Raw genomic sequence first — 25,796 nt, forward strand, 5'->3', positions numbered from 1 at the left:
TCTAGACATTTCCAGTAAAAAAGGTTAGAAAATATTTTACTATTTTCTAACCTTTTACTCTTTGGTCTTTAAAACACAAGTAGCATTTATCTTATTAGTAGTGTTTAGGTAGCTTAATAAAAAATGTTGTTCCCTGATTTAAAATGCTGTTTACCACAATGACTCCACGATGTGCTTCTACGATATTTTTTGCAATCGCAAGCCCGAGTCCCGTACCTGATTTCCCTCTTGTTCTTGCCTTATCTGCTTTATAAAATCGCTCAAAAACAAATGGTAAATCTTCTTCTGGTATTCCTACACCTGTATCTTCAACTGAAAGATGAACTTCCGTTTGGTTACTGTTAATACCAAGGGTCACTTTTCCACCTTTAGGGGTATGACGAATCGCATTGTCAATCAAGTTGGTCAATACCTGTTCTATCCGATCTGCATCGATGGTTGCCGGGAGCTGTGTTTGTGAATTGGTTTGGAGTTCCAGCATAACATCCTGCTCTTTGGCAATTCCTTGGAATTTACGAACTACTCGCTCAGCAAGTTCAACCATCTCAATTTCAGCTACGTGAAGCTGAACATGTCCTGCTTCCATTCGAGCTAAATCTAATAGTTCGTTAACAAGTCGCCCCATCCTTAAGGATTCATCGTAAATAACTTGGGTAATTTCTTTTTTCTCTTCTTCCGTGCTAGCAATGTCATCAATAATCGCTTCACTATAACCTTGCAGCATCGAAATAGGTGTGCGTAACTCATGTGAAACATTGGCGATAAAATCTTTTCGGAGCTTATCTAATTTACGCTCTTCTGACATATCACGTAAAACCGCAACGGCTCCGCGAATCTTCGTTTGGTTATAGAGTGGTGACATAAGGATAACCCACGTCTGTCCTTGTATCGTTAGCTCTGCGCTCTGTTCTTTTTCACTTTTAACAACGCTCTCGAACAAACGAACCACTTTTAAAGGAAGCTCTGGAATGGACTGATTATTCATATTTTGCTCATAGTACCATGCTTGTAAAAACTGATCGGCAGGTGGGTTGGTAATTAAAATCGAACCATTTTGACTAAATGTAATAACCCCATCCGCCATACTACTTAATATACTTGAAAGCTGCTCTTTTTCTTGATTTAAAGCATTAAGGTTGAATTTCAACTGCCTTCCCATCTGATTGAAGGCAATTGCTAGTTCGCCAATTTCATCGTGTGTTAAAATTGGCACTTTCGTCTCAAAATTTCCTTTCGTAACCTCAAAAGCTGCCTGCTTCATTTTTCGAAGCGGAGCGGTAATTCGAGTTGATAAGAAAAAAGCAAAAATTGTAGTTAGTACGATGGCAATACCCGCAGCCAAGATAATGAACTTTGTTGTATAGCGTGCAGGCTCTTCAATTTCAGCTAGTGATTGGTATAAATAAACCCCGCCATTCCCTTGACCATCTACAGATAACGGAACGCCTACAATAAACATAAGGGGACTTTCTGAAGTACCTCTATTTTCAGTCATGTACATTTCTTCGTGTACAACTTCACCATGCGTGGTCACTCTTTGAAGATTTTCATCTTCAGAAATGAGCGATATGACAGTGTCACGACTCTCTTCTTCCGGGTGAGTGGAGTTCCAATACTTCTTATCTCCCTGTACAATTAAGATACTGGCTTGGTCAGCTAATTCGCGTGCAATTGAAAGCCCGAGCTCCTGGTCTTTGGTTTCCTTTACGATAGTAGAAATTTTAGCTGCTGTTTTAGTTAGTCGTTTTTCTGCGGCATCTACATGATAATTTTCAAAGAACTGCAGCAATAAAACCGTTAAAATAAATAAAACAAACGTAACCAGTAATAGGATAGTGAACCAGAGTTTACCAACAACACTCCGCCAAAACATCAGCTGTTTCCAACCTCAAATTTATACCCTACACCCCAAACGGTTACAATCATTTTAGCAGCGTCTGGAGAGACGCGATTTAATTTTTCTCGCAAACGTTTGACATGAGTATCTACCGTCCTTAAATCTCCAAAGAAATCATAGTGCCAAACTTCTCTCAGAAGCTGCTCACGGTCGTACACTTTATCCGGTGTTTTTGCTAAGAAGCACAGCAATTCGTACTCTTTTGGCGTTAGGTTGACTTCTTTATCATCAGCAGTCACACGATGTGCATCATTATCGATTGTTAAATGGTCAAACACAATCATATTTTTAACCGAAGGTGTTGGCTCCATAACAGGTGTAGACGAAGATCGTCGTAACAAGGCCTTGACGCGCAGTACAACTTCTCTAGGACTGAAGGGCTTAACAATATAGTCATCCGTTCCAACTTCAAAACCTTGAACACGGTTTACTTCTTCACCCTTCGCTGTTAGCATAATAATCGGTGTTGTTTTTTTCTCACGAATTTGTTTACACACTTCAATTCCATCAATTCCAGGCATCATTAAATCTAAAATAATAAGATCATAATTTATATGTAACGCTTTCTCAATAGCCTCATGGCCATCAGCAGCTTCTTCAATCGTATATCCTTCTTTTTCTAAATACATCTTTAACAAACGACGAATACGATCTTCATCGTCCACAAGTAATAATCTTTGTTCAGTTTGCATATTCTCAACCTCCTATGTTTAGTTTACAAAAAAAACGGGTGAACCGCTACCAATGTCTAATCAACATTGTGACAATCTATGTAACAAATGAACGGGACTTAAAAGGTGTCTCTATTATTTATACTTTTTTATATCATTTTTCATTTATGTCTAATTTCCACATCTGATTGGATTCATTATGACAAAAAAAACTCGCTGTCGCAATGACAGCGAGTTTTTTCTTACGCATATGAGTGTAGGCCTGCAATGACCAAGTTAACCGCAACGAGATTAAACATAATAATAGCAAAGCCACCAACTGCTAGCCATGCTGAACGTTCACCTTGCCAGCCTTTGGCTAAGCGCAGATGTAAAAAGGCTGCGTAAAATAGCCACGTAATTAAAGCCCACACTTCTTTTGGGTCCCACCCCCAGAAGCGTGTCCACGCAATTTGCGCCCATATCATGGCGAAAATTAAAGCACCTAAAGTAAAAACAGGAAACCCAATAGCAACTGAGCGATAGCCTACTTCATCTAATAGTTCACTGTTTACTTGCTTGACTAACGGCTTTAAAGCAGCGCCGATTCGTTTGCGAAGAACAAGACGAAGTAACCAATATAGGACAAAACCACTCATGAGTGACCATAAAACCGTATTTAACTTTTGTGCATTAATAATTGCAGGTACTGAAACCGCTGGCTCTAAACGATCAGTCGTTACTAACTCTCCGTCATGTGGACCAACTAGAGCCGGGAGATGATACACCATTTCAGCCTGCTTTTCATTTTTATCGACCCATGTAAACGTAGCATCATAGTTTGATAAACTAAAAGCTGTTGTCATGATAATAAATCCAACCGTGCTCAGTAAAGAATATAAGATAAACTCTAGCCAAAATGTTTTTTTGGTTGCTTTCGTTTGATCAATACATTTAATAAGATAAATCAGTCCCGCTACAAAGCTGATAGCTAAAATTGCTTCGCCGGCAGCAGCCGTTGTAACGTGAATATGTAACCAGTTTGTTTGAAGCGCTGGTATTAAAGGTGAAATTTCCGTTGGAAACATACTTGCATACGCAATGATTAACAGCGCAATAGGAAGAGCAAATACGCCTAGAATACTTAATTTATAGATAAAGTAAATAATAATAAATGCCCCGACAATCATCATGCCAAAGAAGGTTGTAAATTCAAATAGATTACTAACCGGCGCATGGCCTGAAGCAATCCATCTCGTAATAAAATATCCAACTTGTGCAATGAATCCAACAATCGTTACGCTAATTCCAAATATCGGCCACTTGTTTGCCTTATGCTTTGAATTCTTTTCTCTAATGGCTCCACCAAAGAAAAAAGTAGCGACTAAATAAGCAATGAAAGCTACATAAAGCAAGTTACTACTAACGCTAGCAAAATCCATTCTGTCTCCTCCTATCTCTTGTCTTTATCTACTTGATCATGCAACGGCATAATCTTAGTTTGTTGAACTGCTTGATTTAACTCATTTTTCAAACCATACCAGTTTTTATTTGTGTGAGCGGCTAACCACAGCTCATCTCCAATTCTTTGAATCCACAAACGTCGATGATTCCAATACATTCCTTGAATGACACCGATCATAAAGATCGCACCTCCTAGGCCTAAAATCCAAAGCGTATAATCCTTTCTGACTGTTAACCCTGTTACATTTTTTGTATCTACGCCTGCAAAGGACATCTTATAATCATTTTCACCAAGTGGCTCTAGGTTCTGTTGAATAGCGACAAGTGCTATCTCACCTTTTGGATGCTCAGGTGAAAACATTTTAAACACAAAGGCTGGGTTGTTCGGTACCCGTGTTTTGGTATCTGGGTTTCCATCATCATTCAAATAAAAGTCTGGGAAATAGCTAATTAAATCTACTTTATAGCCATCCTTGAGCGTATATGTTTCCTCGGGATTATATAAATCAACTGTTAATTGGCCAATATTTTCTTCCGTTTCTTTGTTTGTTAAATGAAACGACATGGCGTTGAATTCATTAAGCTTATAATCCACCTGGTAAATGGCATAGCCTTCATGCTTTAAAGGTTCATTTACGCGAATGCTCTTATCCTTTAATTCTTTTAATTCTGGCGTTTGCCCAGGAATACTGTCCCCTTCACGCTCGTATAGAGTCACATCGGCTTGATAGTTCTTTACAATGGCTTGATTGCCCACGCGGTCAATTGCTTGTTGAAAAACTTCTTTTTCCGTCTCTTTATCATACATTTCGACTTTAAACGCATTGTTTTTCAAATAGTATTCCCCATCAGTACCGGGCACTACCTTTGTTTCACCTTCTCGTACCCACAGTACTTCATCAACGTACATGCCAGGTACAAACCGAAGCATAGCACCGATTAAGAAAATAATAAGACCAAAGTGATTGACGTAAGGTCCCCATCTCGAAAACCTTCCTTTTTCAGCCAATATGTTTCCGCTTTCTTCTCGAATTGTATAACGATGCTTTTTCAACTGCTCTTTCATAGCTTCATAGTCTTCATCTGCCCATGACTTCGTGACGCTAAATAAACGCTGCTTTTTCAAGAAATTGGCGTGTTTTTTTACTCTTTGATACTTTAGTGATTTATAAAGTGGAACAACTCGGTCTAAGCTGGCGATGACCAATGATATACCGAGCGATGCAATTAAAAGCATGTACCACCATGAACCATATAAATTGTGAAATCCTAGTTCATAGTAGAGTTTTCCCGTCCATCCGTATTCTTGTTCATAGTATTGAACTGCTGTTGTTCCTGGTGGTATGTACATTTCTTGTGGATAAATCGTTCCTAGAGCTGATGCTGCAAGTGTAAGGATAATAATCCAAACACCTACCTTTACTGAGGAGAAAAAGTTCCATATCTTATCAATGATTGTTTTATTGTATGTTTGTGAGCGCCTTGCACTACCCTCATATCGCATATCAACCAGTTGCTTTGAGGACTCTTCATTCAGCGGCTTCCCACACGCTTCACATAATACGGTTCCTTCTTTGTTTTGATGACCGCATTCACATCGTATTTGTTTCATAGCAAAAACTCCCTACGGCTTAATTAATTCCATGTACTCTTGAATTCGTTGTTCATCTAACCCTCCAATAAACACATCGACAATCTTTCCATTCTTATCAATTAAAAACGTAGTTGGTAACGGGTCTACACCGTATGCATGGAGAACTTGTGAATCCCTGTCCATTAAAATCGGAAAGGATAATCCATAGCGGTTTGCAAACTGCTTAACAGCAACATCTGTTTCATCAACATTTGCAGCCAAAATTTCAACACCTTGGTCTTTATACTTCGCGTATTGTGCTTCCATTACAGGCATTTCTTTTTCACAAGGTTTACACCACGTGCCCCAAAAATTTAAAAAGACGCCTTTTCCTTTGTAATCCGACAGCTTATGTTCATTCCCCTCTAAATCTTGGAGAACAAAGTTAGGAGCCTGGTCACCTACTGAAAATGCTTGCTTGTCAGCTATAAACTGCGTATATAGAGTATAGCCCACAGCAACTAATAAAATAGTTAGAATCGTAGTACGAATAAATAAGCGACGTTTTTTCATCCCAATCGAACTCCTCTAAATCGTTTTCATTATGCGTTTTCTTACAATTATAGCATTTTTTCGCATTAGTAAAGGTAAAAATATTATGAAGGTTATGTGACACAGCAACGCTTTCAACAAAGAATGGACAACTCATTTATTTATAATTTATGCGCTTACATCTTTATTCATAAAAAAGCACGTTTAGCTGATCGAATGATCTACCAGCTAAACGTGCCTTGTTATACTTACTTACCTGTTTGTGCTTTCGTATACAGCTGCTTTACTTCATGAGCCGTTAATTCTCTTGCTTCTCCTGCGTTTAAGCCTCTTAAATCTAAATTTGCATAGCGTTCGCGCTTTAATTTTAAGACAGGATGACCAATCGCTTCAAACATGCGACGCACTTGGCGGTTTTTACCTTCATGAATCGATAGCTCTACGATGGCTGTTTGCTTTCCTTTATCAATAGACAGAACTTTTGCACGCGCAGGCGATGTTTTTCCGTCTTCAAGCATAATACCTCTCTGTAGCTGTCTGATTTTTTCACGCGGTGGAATACCTTTAATTTTTGCCACGTACACCTTATCAATTTCGTACTTTGGATGCGTCAGCAGGTTGGCAAATTCACCATCATTTGTTAAAAGAATTAGCCCCGACGTATCATAATCTAAGCGCCCAATTGGATAGATACGTTCTTCAACGTGAGGGAAAAAGTCCACAACCGTTTTTCGATCTTTATCATCCTTCGCTGCTGAAATAACGCCTCTTGGCTTATATAACATAAAATAGACGGGTTCTTCGCGTTCTAATGGTACACCGTCCACTTCAATTTTATCGTTAGGTCCTACCTTTGTTCCTAGCTCTTTTATTGCTTTTCCGTTCACCGTTACTCGTCCTTGCGTAATAAGCTCTTCAGCTTTACGCCTTGAAGCAACACCCGCATGAGCAATTACTTTTTGTAATCGTTCCATTTATATCTCACCTCTTGTAACATCTTACTTGTTTACTCTCTAATATACAAGCCTGTACAGCAAATAGCTATTAATTTTCTCATGCAAAAAAGAAAGCATGTCAAGCCTGCTTTCTTTTACCTTTATTATGACCCAAAAACAAGAATAACAATTACCACTGATGCGACAATGCCTACTAAATCCGCTAACAAGCCAACCTTTAGAGCATCGCCCATTTTTTTTATGCCTACCGCTCCAAAATAAACGGTTAAAATATAAAATGTAGTATCAGTACTTCCCTGCATAGTAGAAGCTAATCGTCCAATAAAGGAATCCGGCCCATACGTTGCAATTAAATCGGTTGTAATACCCAAAGCGGCAGTTCCTGAAATTGGCTTGATTAAAGCAAGTGGTACTATATCAGCTGGCACGCCAACTGCATCTAAAAATGGCTTCATAAAGTTTAAAAAGAAATCTAAAGCTCCAGATGCTCGAAAGATTGAAATACTTACGAGCATCCCAACGAGATAAGGAATAATAGAAAACGCAATCTGTAGTCCATCCTTCCCGCCTTCTACAAATCGTTCATAAGTTGGGATTTTTTTATATGTTCCATATAAAAGGATACAACCTACAATAAGAGGGATAAACATAATAGAAATTTGATTCAATAAGGTCATCTACGCTCCCCTCCTTTTCTCATACGGCGATGGTAGAAATAACGATCAATGATAATGGCTCCCATTGTAGCAACAACCGTTGCAAGAAGTGTCGTTCCTACAATCTCTGTGGGATTGGCGGAATTATACGTGATACGAATGGCAATAACAGTTGTTGGGATTAATGTTAGACTGGTTGTATTGAGCGCTAGCAAAGTAATCATTGACCTACTCGCTTCATCCTTATTACCATTTAGCTGTTTTAACTGTTCCATTGCTTTAATCCCAAGCGGTGTCGCTGCATTACCAAGCCCAAACATATTAGCCATCATATTAGATAGTATATATCCTAAAGCAGGATGATCTTTTGGAATGTCAGGAAACAACCTCCCAATAATAGGACGAAACAACTTGGCTAATTTCTCCAATAATCCAGCGTGTTGCGCAATGTTCATAATGCCTAGCCAAAATACCAATACACTTATTAAACCGATACTGATGGTAACCGCTTCTCCTGCCCCTTGAAAGATTGCTTTATTAACCGCATCCATCTTTCCATTAATGATCGCAAACACAATTCCAATAACCGTTAGCAACATCCAAATGACATTAACCATCTTATCGTGCTCCCGGATAAATGAAAAATAAGTTCTTTACCTTAGTGAAAAATCCCTCTTCTTTCTTTTGCTCATTATGAAAGTAAATCGGTATATTCCCTATTGACTCACCATCTTGTGTCACCTGTAACTCTCCTACAACGCTTGGAACAGGCTTTCCTTCTTTCCACTCTTTTTGGGGTTTAATTAAAATCGTTTTCAACTTAATGGTTTCTTGCTCATCTTTTGTTAATGGATATATAACATCTCTTTTAATTTCAAGCTTCTTTTTATAAAATGAATCTTCGATGCCTTTCAGCTCTCCTTTTGGAGCCAAGCTTGTCATTTTATAATTATCAAAAGCCTCTTCGTACATAGAAATGTGATCATTCCAATCGCTAGGTGCGTTAATTGTAACAGCAATTAAATCCATTCCATTTTTTGTGGCCGTCGTTACCAGCGTTCGCTTTGCTAACTTTGTATATCCCGTTTTACCACCTGTGCAATATGCATATAAGCTTGTCAGTAATTTATTTTTATTTTTCCACACGCGGTCCCACTTTTCTTCTGGATGAGCGGTTCTGTAAACTTTTGTTCCTGAAATTTCTCGAAACGTTTTATTATTCATTGCGTAGCGCATCAAGATCGCCATGTCATAGGCTGTTGAACGATGATTTTCATGATCATCTAGTCCATGAGGATTTTGAAATGTGGTATTAGTCATTCCAATTTCATTTGCTTTTTGATTCATTAAATAAACAAATCCCTCTTCGCTGCCCCCTACCATTTCAGCAATCGCTACAGCTGCATCGTTTCCAGATCTCATCATAAGTCCATATACCAAGTCTTTGAGCTTAATTTTTTCACCCTCAATTAAGTAAATGGATGACCCTTCTACTCCCACTGCTCGAGAGCTAACCGTTGTTGTTTGATCAATTTTGCCAGATTCAATCGCTAAAATAGCGGTCATAATTTTCGTAATGCTCGCTATGCGGCTAATCGCATCAGCATTTTTCTCATATAAAACTCTTCCAGACTTTTGTTCAATTAAAATTGCACTATGGGCGCTTACACCTGCTGCATATGTAGTAGGAGGTAAACTGCTTAGACCTAAAAATAAAATTATGAAACATATAATGCTTTGCTTTATTTTCCGCATGTCATCCCCGTCCCTTTATCTGTTTGTACAAGTTTATGCACTTGTTTTCATGTTATGAATTATTTACGTAAAGGCATCTTTCAACTTTTATCTTATTTGTAATTTTTTTCTTTTTTTTATTCATAAAAAGAACACGATGTATGCTCATCGTGTTCTTTACCAAGTGAGTTATTCTGTTTCTTGAAACGTCCGAAAAAACAAATCTGCTTCCTGTTCAGCGCCTGCTTCATCTTCTGGAAGCGGTGGCAGTTCGCTCAAGTCTTTTAAGCCGAAATAAGCTAAGAATTCTTTTGTTGTTCCATATAGAATCGCTCGGCCTGCTCCTTCTGCGCGTCCTGCTTCTTTTAAAAGCGCTTTGCCAATCAGCGTTTGAAGCGGCCTTTCAGTTTTCACACCGCGAATTTCTTCAATTTCAGCTCGCGTAATCGGTTGACGATATGCTACAATTGCTAGCGTTTCAAGCGCAGCTTGAGATAGCGATTGTGCAGATGGTGCTTCAATTAATTTTTCCACATACGAAGCATATTCCTGCTTCGTTGCGAATTGAAACTGTCCAGCAATCTCTACTAGCTGAAGACCACGCTTCTCGTCTTCATACTCTTTCATCAGTTTATTTAACTCTATGCTCACTTCGTCTTTTGACACATCAAGAAGTTCTTGCAGCTGTTTAATCGATAGCCCCTCATCTCCCACAACGAATAGTAAACTCTCGATAGCCGCAGAAACATGTTGTTTACTCATCTTTCATCATTCCTTTCTTGATATGCAACGTATAGTTCATCTAAGTTATTGGACTGCTCTACGATGACTTCATTCTTTTTCATTAATTCTAAGATGGCTAAGAACGTTACCACAATATGATTGCGCTCAGGATAAGGAAAAAGCTTATAAAAACTTTGTTTGCCCTTTGTTTTTTGGAGTACCGATACAATTTCCGTCATTCTTTTTTCAATTGGAACGTCTTGACGGGCTACTCTTGCTTGCGCTGGCTTCTGTAACTGTTTTCGCTTCATCAACTTCTGTAAAGCACTCAGCATATCATAAAGCGAAACATCTAAATCTCCGCTATCTTGCTGCGGCGATTTTTCATCACTTATTTGCTGTAAGTTACTAGGGGCCTTTGCGTAAATATGGGTTTGTGTTTCTTCAAGCTTTTGAAGTTCAACGGCAGCTTCTTTAAATTTACGATATTCAATTAACTGCTGCATTAACTGTTCGCGAGGATCTTCTTCTATATCATCCATACTGTCATCTATATCGTCTTCATCATATGTTGGCAGTAACATTTTACTTTTAATTTGAATAAGCGTAGCAGCCATTACTAAATATTCGCTTGCCACATCTAGCTGAAGCTCGTTCATCGTATGTATATACATCATGTATTGTTCGGTAATCGTTGCTACTGGTATGTCATAAATATCAATTTCAAATCGGTTAATAAGATGCAATAAAAGGTCTAGCGGTCCTTCAAAAGCATCTACCTTCACACTATATTCCAATTCTATCCCACCAAAATTATCATTTAGTCATAAGTCGTACTATCATTAGTATAGAGGATTCTAGACACATGTCCAATATAATTTCTAGGAAAGATAGGTCATTCGCCCATACCAAACGTAAAAATGAACATATGATGTCAGGGTAATAGCATTTTGATAACTCGAAGGAGGAATTCTCATGACTCACAAGCATGATTATAACGGAGGATTTTCTTTAATTATTGTATTGTTTATTTTATTAGTAATTATCGGATGCGCTTGCTTACACTTTTAATAAAATGACCCAAATGTGTTCAGTTTAGCTGGACACTTTTTTATGTTACACTGGCATTAGGAGGTTACCAGTTATGTATCCAAAACCGTATATAGATTATCTTGTTTATTTTCATACAAACAGAGATTATTTCGAATGCCATGAAGTACTAGAAGAACATTGGAAAGTCGCTGATCCTAGGCATCGAAATGTTTTATGGGTTGGGCTCATTCAAGTTGCCGTTTCGCTGTATCATCATCGTCGAAGTAACTACGTAGGTGCTGAACGTACGATGAAAAAAGCAATTTCAATTCTTGATGCGCATCATCAAGAGCTATTTCAGATTGGTTTACAGCCAATCGATTTAATCAGCATACTCAACAAACATTTGCGCTTAATACAGGCTTCAAAACCGTATCAAAGCTTAAATATGCCAATTGTAGATGAACACCTTGTTCAGCAATGCCATGCACACCCTTTAGCTCAGACATTCGGGTGGCTTACACCATCTAATTTGCAGGATGAACACCTTATTCACCGTCATAAGCTCCGTGATCGAACAGCTATCATTGCAGAGCGGGCAAAGAAATTACGAAAAAGCAGAGCTTCTCGTAGTTAAGACTACTGCAGCTCTGCTTTTTATTGTTCACTTTGACATTTTTCATAAAACGGTGCAATTAACTCACTAGGCTTAATTTGAGCATTAGAATACATCTGCTGAAGTGCTTTAATCATTTCTTTTCCGATCCCCTGCTGGCGATGAGATGGATTGACACTCACATGTTGAACCTCAACTAAATCTTGATCAATAATTGAAACTCCAACAATACCGATAAAGTCTTCTCCCTGTTTCCATAAATATAGCTGGCGATTTTCGTTTTGCTCATAATCTTTCATCGTTTGCTGAAGTTTTTTTAAATCCTTTTCAGTTGGCACAAACGACAGAAGACCCATAGCAATTTTTTCATGACTTCTTTTATAGCGAATAAGCATAAAATTCTCCCTCGTTCTCAAACTTTCCTACGATGTGTTCGTTAATTCTAATGCTTTTATCATACAAAATTTATGAAATAATAGCAACATCGCTGTAAATTCACATAAAAAGAGCGACATGTAAAGTTGATTTCACAACTTACAAGGCGCTCTATTATCACTCTTTTCAACCTAATGTTGAATTGTTACAGCATGAGAATATTACTCTTCCCACACCTTAACTTCTTTCATCACATCACCGTTACGCATCTTCAATACTGTATCTAACCCTTCTGTTACTTTACCAAACACAGTATGAACACCATTTAAGTGTGGCTGTGGCTCATGTACGATAAAGAATTGACTTCCGCCAGTATCTTTTCCTGCATGAGCCATTGATAATGAACCAGCTTCATGCTTATGAGGATTACCTTCTGTTTCACACTTAATTGTATACCCAGGACCGCCAGCTCCTGTGCCTGTAGGATCTCCACCTTGTGATACAAATCCAGGGATAACGCGGTGGAACGTTACGCCGTTATAAAAACCTTCAGCTGCTAATTTTTCAAAGTTTTCAACTGTTCCAGGCGCTTCATTTTCAAATAAATCAATTAGAATTTTTTCTCCATTTTCCATTAAAATGCTTGCTTTTTTCATGTATAAAACCTCCAAATTATGTATTTCAACACTTATGGTTGTACATAAGTAACTATGCACGCTTTAACAATGTTTCATCTTATTGTACTATAAGTGAATATCTAAATTCAATGAATCACTTTTCTTCAATCAATTAGCGAATTTTTCTTTTTTTGAAACTTTCTTGTTGTCTCTTCGTTTAATAAGTAGCGCGAGATGAAACTATCGCATTATCTAAAATCGTATTATAATAGGATATGGTTAAAGGAGGAAAAAATTATGAAGCCTTATATAAAAATAGCTTTGCTTACTATGAGCTTGATTTTGTTTTTAACAGCGCCAATAAAAAGTCTTGCAGACGCAGCTGTAGGTGACGTCATTGTTACTTTAGGAGAAGATTTAACAATTGCGCAAAAAGAAAAAGTATTAAAAGACCTTGAAGCACCAGATAATGCGCAAACCATTACTGTGTCTAACGCAGAAGAACATGAGTATTTAGGTGACTTTATTCCAAAAGCAACCATCGGCTCTAGAGCGATTTCATCTTCAAGCATTACGCTTACTGCAAAAGATTCAGGCTTAAGCGTAGCCACCCAAAACATTACATCCATTACGGATGATATGTACCTAAACGCGTTAATGACTGCAGGTGTAAAAGACGCTGATATTAAAATTACTGCACCTTTTGAAGTATCAGGTACTGCCGCATTAACCGGAATTATGAAAGCCTATGAAGTACAAACAAATAAAAAAATACCTGAAGAGGTTAAAAAAGCGGCCAACGAAGAGATGGTTCAAACAGCTGAACTTGGTGAAAAAGTAGGAAAAGAAAAAGCAGCTGAATTTATGGCAACAATAAAAGAAGAAATTGCCAAAGAAAATCCACAAACAAAAGATGATTTGCGTGCTTTAATCGAGCGTGTAGCCAATGATTTAGGCATTAGCCTAACAGACTCTGAGCTGAACACACTCGTTGACTTTTTCAATCGTTTAAAAGACTTAGATATTGATTGGAATCAAGTTAAAGATCAATTATCAGCTACTAAAGAGAAAGTCACAACATTTTTGCAGTCTGAAGAAGGACAGTCATTCCTTGATAAACTAAAAAACTTCTTTATTAGTATCATTGATGCTATTAAAGCTTTATTCTCATAAAAAAACGGTTGCCTCTAAGGCAACCGTTTTTTTACTTTTTTAACGCAACGTTATACTTTAAATCATTTTTAATAATATCTTCATATGTTTCACGTTGTACAACTAACTGAGCATCTCCATCTTCAACAAACACGACCGCTGGTTTAGGCAAACGGTTATACTGACTCGCCATTGAATAACCATATGCACCTGTACAGAACATCGCTAGAATATCACCTGGACGTGCTGTTGGCAACGACAAGTCCCACATTAGCATGTCTCCAGATTCACAGCATTTCCCAGCAATCGATACAAGTTCATCTTTCACATCATTCATTCGATTCGCAAGAGCAGCTTCATACTTTGCTTGATATAATGCAGGACGGATATTATCATTCATCCCCCCATCAATCGCAACATATTCACGAATATTCGGGACATGTTTGCGTGAACCAACAGAGTAAAGTGTTGTACCTGCATCTCCTACGAGTGAACGGCCAGGTTCAATCCAAATTTCAGGAATTGGAACATCTAGTTGAGCTGATTGCTTTTTAACTTCTTCAATAATCACTTCTACATATTCGGAAACAGGAATAGGCTGATCTTCCTCTGTGTAGCGAATTCCGAACCCTCCCCCAAGATTAAGTACTTCCGGTACATAGCCAATTGTTTCCTTCCACTCTTTCATTTTTGAAAAAAGCTTCTGAGTCGCCATGACAAATCCTGTTGTTTCAAAGATTTGTGAACCAATATGGCAGTGAATTCCTAACAGGTTAATTCCACTGGTTTCCATCACAGCTTTAATTGCTTCATCAGCTTGACCATTTTGCAAATCAAAACCAAACTTTGAATCTTCTTGTCCTGTGAGAATGTAGTCATGAGTATGAGCTTCAATACCTGGTGTTAAGCGCAATAATACAGGCATCGTTTTGCGATACTGTTCTGTTAGTTCTTGTAACAGCGCAATCTCATAAAAGTTATCTACAACAATGCACCCAATATCTTCTTTAATAGCCATCTCTAACTCAGCTCGGCTTTTATTGTTTCCATGAAAATGAATCCGTTCTTTAGGAAAATTAGCCGCCAGCGCCGTATAAAGCTCTCCTCCAGATACAACATCTAAGGACAGGCCTTCTTGGTCTACCACTTGTACCATCGCAACGGTCGAGAAGGCTTTACTTGCATATGCTACCTGTGCTTTTATATTGTGTTTTTCAAACGTTTCTTTAAACCCTCTAGCACGTTGACGAATTAAAGCGACATCATATACGTAAAGAGGCGTTCCAAACTCTTTACCAAGCTTAACCGCGTCTACACCACCGATTTCAAGATGACCTTGTTCATTAATGCGACTTGTACCATGTAAAAACATCCTTCTACCCCGTTCCTTTATATATTGTAAAAAAGACAGCTGACAGCATAAAGAGCTGCTAACTGTCTAAAAATTTATTATTTTACATAATTAAAACAAATCTATCACATTTTTTTACAGGTTTCAACTACATATTGCTAAATAAACAAGAGATGGCTACCAGATTTACGACTCTGCTGGCTGACGATCTTTATCTTGTGGGTGTACAATGCTAGGTCTGGATTTCGCAGACGGTACCGCTGGGCGAATAATAATCTGAAGCAGCGCGTTAGGATTAAATGGCATAAACGGCCATAGATAAGGCGTGTTCAACGACTTTAAGCTCACGAGATGGATTAAATACAGCGTAGACACAATAACAAATCCAGGCGTGTGAAAAGCAGCTACACCTATTAAGAGCATTAAACGAATCATTTTATTCGCAATGGCCAATTCATAACTCGGAGTAGCAAATGTACCAATTGCTGCTACCGCTACGTATAAGATTACCTCAGGTACAAAAAGTCCTACATCAATGGCAATCTGCCCAATGAGAGCAGCGGCGATTAAGCCCATGGCGGTAGCTAGAGCAGTTGGTGTATGAATGGCGGCCATCCTTAAGAATTCGACGCCTAAGTCAGCTAAGAAGATTTGAATAACAGTTGGAATATTCGTTTGCTCATTTGGTCCTATAAACTGAAGTGCCGGCGGCAAAAGCTGTGGTTCTAGAACAAATAATAGCCATAGTGGTAATAAAAATACAGATGCTAAAATCCCTAATAACCTTACCCACCTAATAAACGTCCCAACAGCAGGAGATTGCCTATATTCTTCTGCATGTTGTAAATGATGAAAAAACGTAGTTGGCGTAATAATGACACTTGGTGATGTATCTGTAATTAAAATAACGTGCCCTTCTAATAAATGCGTAGCAGCCGTATCTGGTCTTTCCGTATAGCGAACCATAGGAAACGGATTAAAACCTTGTTTGACCATATACTCTTCTAGCGATTTATCTGCCATCGGTAGACCGTCTACTTTGATAGAAGTAAGCTCTTTTTTTATAATTTCCACAAGTCCAGGATCTGCAATTTCATCTATGTACCCAATTGCTACGTCCAGTTTGGAACGTTCACCTACTTTAAAGATTTCAAAGCGTAGTCTTCCATCTCGAATTCGACGACGAGTTAGTGCTGTATTGATAATAATATTTTCTGTATATCCATCGCGCGCACCGCGAATAACTTTTTCTGTATCTGGTTCTTCTGGCGAACGCCCTGGATACATCCTTACATCAACTTCAAAGCCTACTTCTTCTCCATCAATAAGTACAAAAATGAGACCTGATAAAATGGTATCCATTCCTTCATCCAGTGTTCTTAGAGGCTTAACCTGTTGATGAATTAAACGGTTTTCAATAATATCTTTTAATTTTGCCTGCTCAACTTCATTATCATTAATTTGAACAAGTACTTTGGTAATTTCAATGATAAATGCACTATCACATAGGCCTGTTACGTAGTATACATGCACTTCTCGACCTAGGATAAGAAGTTTACGAACACCTACATCAAAGCTTGTAATCATACTAGCGTTTTCTTTGTACCATTCATCATTTTGTTGAATCTTTGGGAAAATCTTTGTTTTATTTTCCACTTTGTTGCTCACGGAAGCCACTCCTTTCTAAAATCAGTTGTACAGCTTGCTCTGTAATTGGACAACCAGCTTTTACATCATCCATGCGTGCCATTTTACCAATGTCTCCAATTCCGACAACCAGCGGAACATCGAGCTCATCTAAACAGTACACCGTGTCACCATTTATTCGCCCAACCTCCAACTCTTGAATACCACTTTTATCCACACCATAATGCGTTAGTTCACCAAAGCGGTCGATTGTAACATCTACTTTGGACCATTCACTTTGATGGGTTCTAGAAGCTACCGCAATAACACCTAATACATCCATTTGTTTATTTGTCGCTACATACTTAAGCGCTTGTTCTCCAGCACCTTCGCCAACAAAGCCGCTGTCATCGAACATAACAAATACAGGATCATACGGTGCTTCTAAAATCATGCCAACAATTTCTTTACCCGTTAGAGTCGTTGGATTTCCGTAGGACTTTGAAATACATCTGCCGCCCACTTTTTTCGCAATGTACTCAATGTTTTTTCGTGCGTATTCATCTCCATCTGTAATTAAAATAACTTGCCTTTTTTTCATATCACACCTCTTATCCTTTTGGTTTAAAGATTAGCGCGATGATAAAAGCAAATAAAATAGCTGCTGAAATACCTGCCGACGTTAGCTCAAACATACCGATACCAATTCCAATAAACCCATGTTCATCTGCTTGATGCATAGCTCCGTGTAATAGCGAGTGTCCAAAGCTTGTAATTGGAACTGTGGCGCCTGCTCCAGCAAATTCGATAAATTTATCATAAATCCCAAATCCATCTAAGATTGCTCCAATTACTACAAAGGAACTCATAACGTGAGCAGGGGTAAGCTTGGCAAAATCAAGCAACAGCTGACCGATTACACAGATTGCTCCTCCTACCACAAAAGCAATAACATAATCCACAATTATCCCTCCTCAACATGTTCCATTACAACACCGTGTGCAATGGTTGGTATTGATTCTTTTTGCTGCGTCATCGTTGGGCTAAGCAGTGCTCCCGTTGCAACAACAAAGATTCGTTTTAAGTTTCCTGACTTTAATTCATTAAGCAGATGTCCATATGTGACAACAGCAGAGCAACCGCATCCACTTCCACCAGCAAATACGTTTTGGTTCGGACGATAAACCATCAAGCCGCAATCATTATGATTCTCTGAAACGTCATACCCTTCATCTTTTAATAACTGTTTCAAAATTGGGCTACCGACGCCTGATAAATCTCCAGTAACGATCAAATCGTAGTGATCCGGAGAAATCTGTAAATCTTCAAAATGTTTTTGAATCGTATCCGCAGCCGCTGGAGCCATAGCTGAACCCATATCAAAAGGGTTTTTAATTCCATAATCCATTACTCGTCCTACAGTAGCAGACGTCAAGCGAACAGGACTCTTTTGTCTAGAAACAAGTGCACTTCCTGCTCCCGTAATTGTTGCAGTTGCAGTGTCTGGTTTTTGCCCTCCGTATTCAGTCGGGTACCGAAACTGCCTCTCTGCCGTTGCATTATGGCTGCTGGCAGACGCTATAATACGGTTGGCGAACCCTGCATCTACAAGCGCTGCTCCCGTTGCTAACGTTTCCATTGAAGTAGAGCAAGCTCCAAACATACAAAGAAAAGGAATTTGGTGATCTCTTGCGACAAAATTGGCCGTTACGTTTTGATTTAAAAGATCACCAGCTAAAAATAAATCTACGTCTTCATACGATAAATTCATCTTCCCCAAACATGAGTCGATGGATTCGCGCATAAGCTTACGCTCAGCTAACTCCCAATTTGCTTCTTCACAGTGCAGATCTTTATGCGTGATATCAAAGGTACTTCCTAATGGACCGTCAGCTTCTTTGGGTCCAACAGCTGTACCAGCTGCGTTAATATAAACAAGATTTTCATATACCCATGTTTGTTTTCCAGCCTTTCTCATTTACTTTCTCTCCTTTATCTAAAAAAATGTTTTAAATATATATCGAATCATTCCGACGATATAAGCAGCCACAACGCCAAAAACGATGACGTTTCCAGCTAGCTTAAACATATTTGTTGCAACTCCTAAAACAAGCCCTTCACTTCTATGTTCTAGAGCTGCACTTGTCATTGAATTCGCAAACCCAGTAATGGGTACGGCAGACCCGGCACCTGCAAATTGACCGATTCGATCGTATACACCGATACCTGTTAAGATTGCTGAAATTAAAACAAGCGTTGCGGCTGTTGGATTTCCTGCTGTTTTTGTCGTGAAATCAAAAAATGTGATATAAAAGTTTTGTATAGCTTGCCCAAACCCACATATCAACCCTCCAACGATAAAAGCTTTGAGACAATTCAACACATAAGGAGGCTTTGGTTGAAATGATTTTATATTCTCTTGATAGTTATCTTTTAGCTTTTGATTACCTGCCACTTAGTATCCACTCCTTTTTATTGATTAACAAAATAAACCCAGTGAAAAAGCGATCCAAAAACCTTCCCCAGTACAATGGCCATTAGTAATAGAATAAGCTTCCCATCCATTCCTATTCTTTTTGTTAAGATAGGCAATACATTCAGCATCTCAGTTAGAGCAGCTGCTAGCATGCCAAAGAAAATTCCACTCGCTAACCCAATAATGCCAATAAACAGTGAAGGAACGCTCCATGTATACTGATGTAAACTACACCAACCACCAGCTACTGCTCCCCCAACAACAGCCCACTCATAAAATTGAATATATTTCATTGTTTTCGTAAGCTGCATCAACCTTGGAATAATGCCTAGCACTGTTAAAAAAGCCACAAATCCTCCACCTACAGCTAGCCCACTAGCAAACCCTACAATTATCGTAAATACGATGTTAGCGATCATCTAAATTCTTCATACTTTCTTTGTTCTCATTCATAATGACATACTGATCTAAATCCTGTTGATAATTGAACATTTCAACTTCTAAAGGGCTAGGTTCTTCATTAATTCGCTTGCGAAACACGTGGTTAAAAAAGAGAATCATGCCTAAACCAAGGCCAAATGAATAGGGGATTTGAATGACTAAAGGCTGCTTATCCTTTATTCCTGTGAGCATATAAAACAGTTTTTGATGCACTTGCTGCATGCTAACATCTTCATGAAAATTCATGACGGCCATGGCCGCACCAATAAACAATAGAAACCAGACAGCTATAAATGCGATAAAAGACGATTGTTTTTTTTTATAAACAACTTCAACAATCGTTTGAGCAGGACCAATTGTTTGAACATCAAGGTGAGGACAAGCCTTCTTTATTAATGCAATTACTTTCATTAAATCAATGATGATAATGTTACGATCACTCTTTTTCACCTTATACACGCTGAGCTGAGCAAGTTCTTTCTCAATTGATTCTTCACTTATCAAGAGAGCTAGCTGTCCAAGGTTGACCACTGCATTTGGTTCGACCTGCACACGATGTCTCATTTTGATATATAAAGTATTATCCATTTACATCACACCTACAATTCGTTATCCTCCTTGTACGTGTAGTATGTATTCACTTAAATTTTCTAATTCAAAGTTTCACAACAGACCATTAATTACCAAAAAAAGAGCAGCAGGTTATAGATAACCTGCCGCTCTTTATTCATTCATTTGACTCTTCATTTGCTTTAAAATTTTCTTTTCAAGCCTTGATACCTGCACCTGAGAAATCCCCAATCGAGACGCAACCTCTGATTGAGTTTGATCTTTGTAATAACGCAAATATACAATGAGCTTTTCACGTTCCTCTAACTCTTCAATAGCTTCTTTTAATGCAATTTTATCAAACCATTTTGCTTCACTATGGTCAGCAATTTGATCAAGAAGCGTAATTGGGTCACCATCGTTTTCATAAACGGTTTCATGTATAGAAGACGGTGCTCGATTTGCTTCTTGCGCCATAACCACTTCTTCAGGTGTAAAATCCAAGTGTTCAGCAACCTCTGCCACAGTGGGAACCCGTCCAAGCATTTTTGATAATTCATCTTTGGCTTTTCGGATTTTATTGCTCATTTCTTTTAATGAACGGCTTACTTTCACCGTTCCATCGTCTCGAATAAAACGTTGTATTTCACCAATAATCATTGGAACTGCATAGGTTGAAAATTTCACATCATAGGATAAATCGAACTTGTCGACTGACTTGAGCAAGCCAATACAGCCAATCTGAAACAAATCATCAGGCTCATATCCTCGATTAATAAATCGCTGTACAACTGACCAAACCAACCTCATATTTTTCTGAACGATTGTATCCCTAGCATTCTGATCACCTTGTTGACTGCGCTTGATGAGGTCTTTCACTTCATGATCTTTTAAATACGGCTCATTTTTTTCCTTTTTGACCTCCACATCCATCGGCAAGTCTCCTTAATTACATAGCGCTTTACTATTTGTTAATTGTTTTTTTAAGTAGACAGTTGTTCCCGCTAAAGGCGCAGATACGACGTTAATTTCATCCATGAAGTTCTCCATGATTGTAAAACCCATTCCAGAACGCTCAAGTTCAGGTTTTGTTGTGTAAAGAGGCTGCGTAGCTTCATTAACATCATCAATTCCCACACCGTCGTCCTTAATAATAAGTTCAACCATTCCATTATCATGAAGCGTAACGTCAATGTGTACAATACCTTCTGCGTTATTGTTATAACCATGAATAATGGCGTTCGTTACGGCTTCTGACACAACTGTTTTAATTTCCGTTAACTCATCCATTGTAGGGTCAAGCTGCGTGATAAAAGCAGCCACCGTAACCCGTGCAAATGATTCATTTTGACTAAGAGCTGAGAATTGAAGGTGCATTTCGTTTTTCATCATGCCACCCCCAACTTCTGCAGCGCGTTTTGTTCACTTGGCTCAAAGCGAATAATTTTAAATAACCCAGACATATTGAAGAGGCGTTCAACCGGTGGAGAGATTGCACATACAACCATTTCTCCTCCGTTGTTTCGAACCTGCTTGTACCTTCCTAAAATAACCCCGAGACCTGAGCTATCCATAAACGTTAATTTCTCAAGGTTTAAAATTAAGTGCTGAATCGCATTTTGTTCTAACTCTTGTGTAATGCGGGTTCTTAAATGCTCTGCAGCATGATGATCTAACTCTCCACCCAATCGCACTAACAGCACATCCTGTTTTAATTCAAGTTCTATAGAAAGACTCACTATACAAACCTCCTATCAGTCGTATAGTCAATCTTTCGCTATAGCGAAGACGTATTCCTTCTGAGTGACAAAACTAGTAGCATTTCGTCAATGTTAGTCGTTTTTTTTAAGATGTTTGTGAAAATAGTGAAAATGTACGCTTAAATAGCTGCCAATACGAGGCAATTTCAACGTCTTCTTCCGCAACAAGTGGAGATTTACTCATAACTTTACCATCTTTCTTGATGGTAATAGTGCCGATTTCATCACCTTTTTTTACAGGGGCATTCAAATTTTCATCAAGTTTGACTTCTGTCTTCATGTCCTTAGCTGTTGTTCCTTTTTTCGCAAGAGCAGATAATGGCTCTGATGTTACGGCATTTACGTACTTTTGCTCTCCTTTATTAACTTCTACCTTTTTAATTGGTGCGTCCTTTTTATATAAAGGAGTTGTTGTATACTGACTAAACGCATAATCTAACATTTTTGTTACTTCATTATTTCGCTCTTTAGGCGTATTCGCTCCAAATACAACTGCAATGACACGCATATTTCCCTTTTTAGCAGTAGCCGTTAAGCAGTATTTGGCTTGCCCTGTGAACCCTGTTTTCAAACCGTCAACACCCGGATAGAATTTCACCAAGCGATTTGTGTTAACGAGCCAGAATTTCTTATCAGTATCTTCCCTTAAGTAATCTTCATATTTACTTGTATAATTAATAATATCTTCATATTTCAATAGTTCTTTTCCCATCATTGCCATGTCATGGGCAGTACTATAATGATCGTCAACAGGCAGTCCTGTTGGGTTTTGAAACTTTGTATGTTTTAAGCCAATTTCTTTAGCTTTCTTGTTCATCATTTCAACAAACTTATCCTCTGAACCAGCTAAGTGCTCAGCCATCGCCATTGATGCATCATTTCCAGACCCAATTGCAATTCCCTTTAATAATTCATTAACGGTCATCTCTTCACCAGGCTCTAAGAAGATTTGTGAACCTCCCATAGAAGCTGCATATTCACTTGCTCTAACTTTATCTTTGAACGTAATTTTACCTTCATCAAGCGCTTCCATAATTAAAATCATTGTCATAATTTTAGTCATGCTTGCAGGTGGGAGGGGTTGATCACTATTTTTTTCATATAAAACCTTCCCTGTATCTCGTTCAATTAAAATTGCCGATTTAGCTTGTGCCGCTAACTCCGTAGACTTTTTTTCACTCGCTAAAACAGGCTGTGTCATAAGTGAGAATAAAAAGATGACAACGAGTAGTTTCATAATATTACACTTCATCTACACAAACCTCCATTCTTTATACAAACCTATTTTTTCCACCGTTGTAAGACTTTATACTCCGCTCCAAAATAAAAAAGCACTGAGAGTTACCTCAATGCTTTTTCAATCATTTATTTAGGAATTGTATCGTATACAAGTGGAGGTGCCTCGACCGCTTCTTCACTTAGCTTGATGCTTTCATAAATTCTTTCTTTTACTTTGGCAATATCTTCTGTGTTGCTATGAATCGTTACAAGTGATTCTCCAGCCTTCACGTAGTCTCCGATTTTCTTTTGAAGAACCAGTCCTACTGCCAAATCGATTTCCGATTCTTTTGTTGCTCTACCAGCGCCTAGCCACATGGCAGCTGTCCCAATAGAATCAGCAATAATTTCCGATACATAGCCATCCGTTTTTGCTTCAACTTCCACGATATGTTTCGCCTGTGGTAATTTTGTTGGATCATCTACAAGAGAGCCGTCTCCACCTTGTGACTCTAAAAAAACTTTAAACGCTTCAAGCGCTTTTCCATTAGCTATTACTTCTTCTAGTTTTTGGCGTGCTTCTGTTAGCGATTCTGCTTTTTCAGCTAATAGTACCATGTAACTTCCTAATGTTAAACACAGCTCTTCTAAATCTTTTGGTCCTTTTCCTTGTAGAGTATCGATTGCTTCTTTTACTTCAAGTGCATTTCCAATTGCATAGCCAAGCGGTTGGCTCATATCTGAAATGACAGCCATTGTATTACGCCCTACGTTATTACCGATATTCACCATCGCTTGAGCCAATTCTTTTGCTTCATCCAAGCTCTTCATAAAAGCACCAGCACCTGTTTTTACATCCAACACGATTGCATCTGCCCCCGCAGCAATTTTCTTACTCATAATTGAACTTGCGATAAGAGGAATGCTGTTAACGGTTGCAGTTACATCACGAAGCGCGTACAGCTTCTTGTCAGCTGGCGTTAAATTTCCTGTTTGACCAACTACAGCCACTTTGTTTTTATTAACCAAATCAATAAATTCTTGCTTACTAATTTCTACATCAAAGCCTGAGATAGCTTCTAGCTTATCAATTGTCCCACCTGTATGTCCTAAGCCACGTCCCGACATTTTCGCTACCGGTACACCTACAGCTGCCACTAAAGGCGCCAGAACAAGAGTTGTTGTATCTCCTACTCCCCCTGTACTATGTTTATCAACTTTAATACCTTCAATTGCTGATAAATCAATGACATCACCGGAGTCCACCATTGACATTGTTAAATCTGCACGCTCTTGCTCTGTCATCCCGTTAAAGAAAATAGCCATAGAAAGAGCACTCATTTGATAATCGGGAATGTCTCCATCTGTAAAACCTTTAACGATAAACTGAATCTCTTCTGTTGTAAGTTCTTTGCGATCACGCTTTTTTTCAATTAAATCTACCATTCTCATGTTCGTAAGTCCCCTTTAAAATAGTTTTTTGAAAACGGATTCACCATTAGGTAAAAAGCAGCTGTCACATGATATGTAACAGCTACTCCCTTTTTATGAGTGTTGTGGAATTTGTTTTACAACTTCTTTTACTAGTGCTAGGAACTGTTTTTTTACTTTTTCTGTTGTTTCAATTACTTCATCATGGTGAAGGGGCTGATCTAAAACTCCCGCAGCCATATTTGAAATACATGAAATACCCAGGACGCGCAAGCCTGCATGACGAGCAACAATTACTTCCGGCACAGTTGACATCCCCACTGCGTCTCCGCCTACAACGCGTAGCATACGAACTTCAGCTGGCGTTTCGTACGTAGGACCAGTATTTCCTACATATACACCCTCTTGAACAGCAATATTTAGCTCACTAGCTACGTCTTTTGCTAATGCACGTAGCTTTGGACAATAGGCTGTTGACATATCTGGAAAACGAACGCCTAGTTCACTGTCATTTGGTCCAATTAAAGGATTTGTTCCAAAGTTGTTAATATGATCTGAGATAAGCATTAAGTCTCCAGGATTATAGGATTCATTTATGCCTCCCGCTGCGTTCGTCACAATAATTGTTTCAATTCCAAGCTCTTTCATAACGCGCACTGGAAATGTTACTTTTTCTAAAGAGTATCCTTCGTAAAAGTGAAAGCGCCCTTGCATTGCAATGACAGGTACATCTTGAATTGTACCAATTACAAGCTGACCCGCATGACCTTCAACTGTTGATACAGGAAACTCGGGAATATCATTATATGGAATTTTTACAGCATCCTGAACCTCATCAGCTAATACGCCTAAACCTGATCCTAAAATCAATCCAATTGTTGGTTGAATTGTCGTTTTACCTTGAATATATGTTGCTGCTGTATGAATTACATCTCGCTTCATCTTTT

General features: G+C 38.5%; 30 protein-coding genes. 3 read left to right on the forward strand and 27 right to left on the reverse strand.

All coding sequences use genetic code 11. The features are described from left to right. Positions 1-94: 94 nt before the first annotated feature. The 11 genes from BFL01S_RS01745 to BFL01S_RS01795 form a co-directional block, all read right to left on the reverse strand. The gene (locus BFL01S_RS01745; RefSeq protein WP_061784722.1) at positions 95-1,873 is read right to left on the reverse strand and encodes an ATP-binding protein; all 1,779 of its coding nucleotides are present in this window, start codon (positions 1,871-1,873) and stop codon (positions 95-97) included. After that, positions 1,873-2,589, reverse strand: a complete 717-nt coding sequence (locus tag BFL01S_RS01750; protein ID WP_025908349.1) for a response regulator transcription factor — start codon at positions 2,587-2,589, stop codon at positions 1,873-1,875. The genes BFL01S_RS01745 and BFL01S_RS01750 overlap by 1 nt, the downstream gene beginning before the upstream one ends. 221 nt (positions 2,590-2,810) lie before the next feature. Next, positions 2,811-3,989, reverse strand: coding sequence for a c-type cytochrome biogenesis protein CcsB (gene ccsB / locus BFL01S_RS01755; protein WP_025908348.1), 1,179 nt, complete (start codon positions 3,987-3,989; stop codon positions 2,811-2,813). Positions 3,990-4,000: 11 nt separating this feature from the next. Next, positions 4,001-5,623 carry a cytochrome c biogenesis protein ResB gene (gene resB, locus BFL01S_RS01760; RefSeq protein WP_061784723.1) on the reverse strand — a complete coding sequence of 541 codons (1,623 nt, stop codon included), beginning with the start codon at positions 5,621-5,623 and terminating at the stop codon, positions 4,001-4,003. A gap of 12 nt (positions 5,624-5,635) precedes the next feature. After that, on the reverse strand, positions 5,636-6,157 hold the full coding sequence (gene resA, locus BFL01S_RS01765; RefSeq protein WP_025908346.1) for a thiol-disulfide oxidoreductase ResA: 522 nt from the start codon (positions 6,155-6,157) through the stop codon (positions 5,636-5,638). A 227-nt stretch (positions 6,158-6,384) separates the two neighbouring features. Then, complete coding sequence (locus BFL01S_RS01770) at positions 6,385-7,110, reverse strand: pseudouridine synthase (protein ID WP_061784724.1); 726 nt, start codon at positions 7,108-7,110, stop codon at positions 6,385-6,387. Between the two features lie 125 nt (positions 7,111-7,235). Then, positions 7,236-7,769, reverse strand: a complete 534-nt coding sequence (locus tag BFL01S_RS01775) for a spore maturation protein (protein ID WP_025908344.1) — start codon at positions 7,767-7,769, stop codon at positions 7,236-7,238. Further along, complete coding sequence (locus tag BFL01S_RS01780) at positions 7,766-8,365, reverse strand: nucleoside recognition domain-containing protein (RefSeq protein ID WP_025908343.1); 600 nt, start codon at positions 8,363-8,365, stop codon at positions 7,766-7,768. The genes BFL01S_RS01775 and BFL01S_RS01780 overlap by 4 nt, the downstream gene beginning before the upstream one ends. Before the next feature lies 1 nt (position 8,366). After that, entirely contained in the window at positions 8,367-9,503 is a 1,137-nt protein-coding gene (locus BFL01S_RS01785; RefSeq protein ID WP_061784725.1) for a D-alanyl-D-alanine carboxypeptidase family protein, read from the reverse strand. Positions 9,504-9,671: 168 nt separating this feature from the next. Next, positions 9,672-10,244, reverse strand: coding sequence for an SMC-Scp complex subunit ScpB (gene scpB, locus BFL01S_RS01790; RefSeq protein ID WP_061784726.1), 573 nt, complete (start codon positions 10,242-10,244; stop codon positions 9,672-9,674). Next, positions 10,241-11,002 carry a segregation/condensation protein A gene (locus BFL01S_RS01795; RefSeq protein ID WP_082802678.1) on the reverse strand — a complete coding sequence of 254 codons (762 nt, stop codon included), beginning with the start codon at positions 11,000-11,002 and terminating at the stop codon, positions 10,241-10,243. The genes scpB and BFL01S_RS01795 overlap by 4 nt, the downstream gene beginning before the upstream one ends. Before the next feature lie 178 nt (positions 11,003-11,180). Between BFL01S_RS01795 and BFL01S_RS19805 the strand changes: the two genes are divergently transcribed. After that, a complete protein-coding gene (locus tag BFL01S_RS19805; protein WP_076512182.1) occupies positions 11,181-11,276 on the forward strand; it encodes a YjcZ family sporulation protein in 96 nt (31 codons plus the stop codon). Positions 11,277-11,349: 73 nt separating this feature from the next. Then, on the forward strand, positions 11,350-11,874 hold the full coding sequence (locus BFL01S_RS01800) for a DUF309 domain-containing protein (RefSeq protein WP_025908339.1): 525 nt from the start codon (positions 11,350-11,352) through the stop codon (positions 11,872-11,874). 20 nt (positions 11,875-11,894) lie between these two features. Here BFL01S_RS01800 and BFL01S_RS01805 read toward each other — a convergent pair whose 3' ends face one another. Both BFL01S_RS01805 and BFL01S_RS01810 read right to left on the reverse strand, forming a co-directional pair. After that, on the reverse strand, positions 11,895-12,248 hold the full coding sequence (locus BFL01S_RS01805; RefSeq protein WP_025908338.1) for a GNAT family N-acetyltransferase: 354 nt from the start codon (positions 12,246-12,248) through the stop codon (positions 11,895-11,897). A gap of 201 nt (positions 12,249-12,449) precedes the next feature. Next, positions 12,450-12,884, reverse strand: a complete 435-nt coding sequence (locus BFL01S_RS01810; protein WP_025908337.1) for a peptidylprolyl isomerase — start codon at positions 12,882-12,884, stop codon at positions 12,450-12,452. A 270-nt stretch (positions 12,885-13,154) separates the two neighbouring features. Between BFL01S_RS01810 and BFL01S_RS01815 the strand changes: the two genes are divergently transcribed. Next, complete coding sequence (locus BFL01S_RS01815) at positions 13,155-14,018, forward strand: DUF1002 domain-containing protein (RefSeq protein WP_373688723.1); 864 nt, start codon at positions 13,155-13,157, stop codon at positions 14,016-14,018. A 31-nt stretch (positions 14,019-14,049) separates the two neighbouring features. On the opposite strand, the gene lysA is transcribed toward BFL01S_RS01815, so the two are convergent. The 14 genes from lysA to BFL01S_RS01885 all read right to left on the reverse strand — a co-directional run bounded on the left by lysA (position 14,050) and on the right by BFL01S_RS01885 (position 25,791). Further along, positions 14,050-15,369, reverse strand: a complete 1,320-nt coding sequence (gene lysA / locus BFL01S_RS01820; protein WP_025909082.1) for a diaminopimelate decarboxylase — start codon at positions 15,367-15,369, stop codon at positions 14,050-14,052. A 165-nt stretch (positions 15,370-15,534) separates the two neighbouring features. Then, entirely contained in the window at positions 15,535-16,986 is a 1,452-nt protein-coding gene (locus tag BFL01S_RS01825; protein WP_374700358.1) for a spore germination protein, read from the reverse strand. Between the two features lie 7 nt (positions 16,987-16,993). After that, positions 16,994-17,575 carry a stage V sporulation protein SpoVABEA gene (spoVAEA, locus tag BFL01S_RS01830; RefSeq protein WP_061784729.1) on the reverse strand — a complete coding sequence of 194 codons (582 nt, stop codon included), beginning with the start codon at positions 17,573-17,575 and terminating at the stop codon, positions 16,994-16,996. 10 nt (positions 17,576-17,585) lie between these two features. Then, the gene (gene spoVAE / locus BFL01S_RS01835) at positions 17,586-17,936 is read right to left on the reverse strand and encodes a stage V sporulation protein AE (protein ID WP_025909085.1); all 351 of its coding nucleotides are present in this window, start codon (positions 17,934-17,936) and stop codon (positions 17,586-17,588) included. Between the two features lie 2 nt (positions 17,937-17,938). After that, on the reverse strand, positions 17,939-18,952 hold the full coding sequence (spoVAD, locus tag BFL01S_RS01840) for a stage V sporulation protein AD (protein ID WP_025909086.1): 1,014 nt from the start codon (positions 18,950-18,952) through the stop codon (positions 17,939-17,941). An 18-nt stretch (positions 18,953-18,970) separates the two neighbouring features. Next, entirely contained in the window at positions 18,971-19,429 is a 459-nt protein-coding gene (gene spoVAC, locus BFL01S_RS01845) for a stage V sporulation protein AC (RefSeq protein ID WP_061784730.1), read from the reverse strand. Positions 19,430-19,446: 17 nt separating this feature from the next. After that, a complete protein-coding gene (locus BFL01S_RS01850) occupies positions 19,447-19,869 on the reverse strand; it encodes a stage V sporulation protein AB (protein ID WP_025909088.1) in 423 nt (140 codons plus the stop codon). Next, entirely contained in the window at positions 19,859-20,479 is a 621-nt protein-coding gene (locus BFL01S_RS01855; protein WP_061784731.1) for a stage V sporulation protein AA, read from the reverse strand. Before BFL01S_RS01855 ends, BFL01S_RS01850 begins: the two co-directional genes overlap by 11 nt. Positions 20,480-20,614: 135 nt before the next feature. Next, a complete protein-coding gene (gene sigF, locus BFL01S_RS01860; protein ID WP_025909090.1) occupies positions 20,615-21,373 on the reverse strand; it encodes an RNA polymerase sporulation sigma factor SigF in 759 nt (252 codons plus the stop codon). 12 nt (positions 21,374-21,385) lie between these two features. Continuing rightward, a complete protein-coding gene (gene spoIIAB / locus BFL01S_RS01865) occupies positions 21,386-21,829 on the reverse strand; it encodes an anti-sigma F factor (RefSeq protein ID WP_025909091.1) in 444 nt (147 codons plus the stop codon). Next, positions 21,829-22,179, reverse strand: a complete 351-nt coding sequence (gene spoIIAA / locus BFL01S_RS01870; RefSeq protein WP_025909092.1) for an anti-sigma F factor antagonist — start codon at positions 22,177-22,179, stop codon at positions 21,829-21,831. The genes spoIIAB and spoIIAA overlap by 1 nt, the downstream gene beginning before the upstream one ends. A 106-nt stretch (positions 22,180-22,285) precedes the next feature. Further along, positions 22,286-23,452, reverse strand: coding sequence for a D-alanyl-D-alanine carboxypeptidase family protein (locus tag BFL01S_RS01875; protein ID WP_061784732.1), 1,167 nt, complete (start codon positions 23,450-23,452; stop codon positions 22,286-22,288). Between the two features lie 113 nt (positions 23,453-23,565). Then, positions 23,566-24,870, reverse strand: coding sequence for a pyrimidine-nucleoside phosphorylase (locus BFL01S_RS01880; RefSeq protein ID WP_061784733.1), 1,305 nt, complete (start codon positions 24,868-24,870; stop codon positions 23,566-23,568). A gap of 93 nt (positions 24,871-24,963) precedes the next feature. Then, the gene (locus BFL01S_RS01885) at positions 24,964-25,791 is read right to left on the reverse strand and encodes a purine-nucleoside phosphorylase (RefSeq protein WP_061784734.1); all 828 of its coding nucleotides are present in this window, start codon (positions 25,789-25,791) and stop codon (positions 24,964-24,966) included. Between the last annotated feature and the right edge of the window lie 5 nt (positions 25,792-25,796).

Source organism: Priestia flexa NBRC 15715 (assembly GCF_001591565.1).
Taxonomy (GTDB): domain Bacteria; phylum Bacillota; class Bacilli; order Bacillales; family Bacillaceae_H; genus Priestia; species Priestia flexa.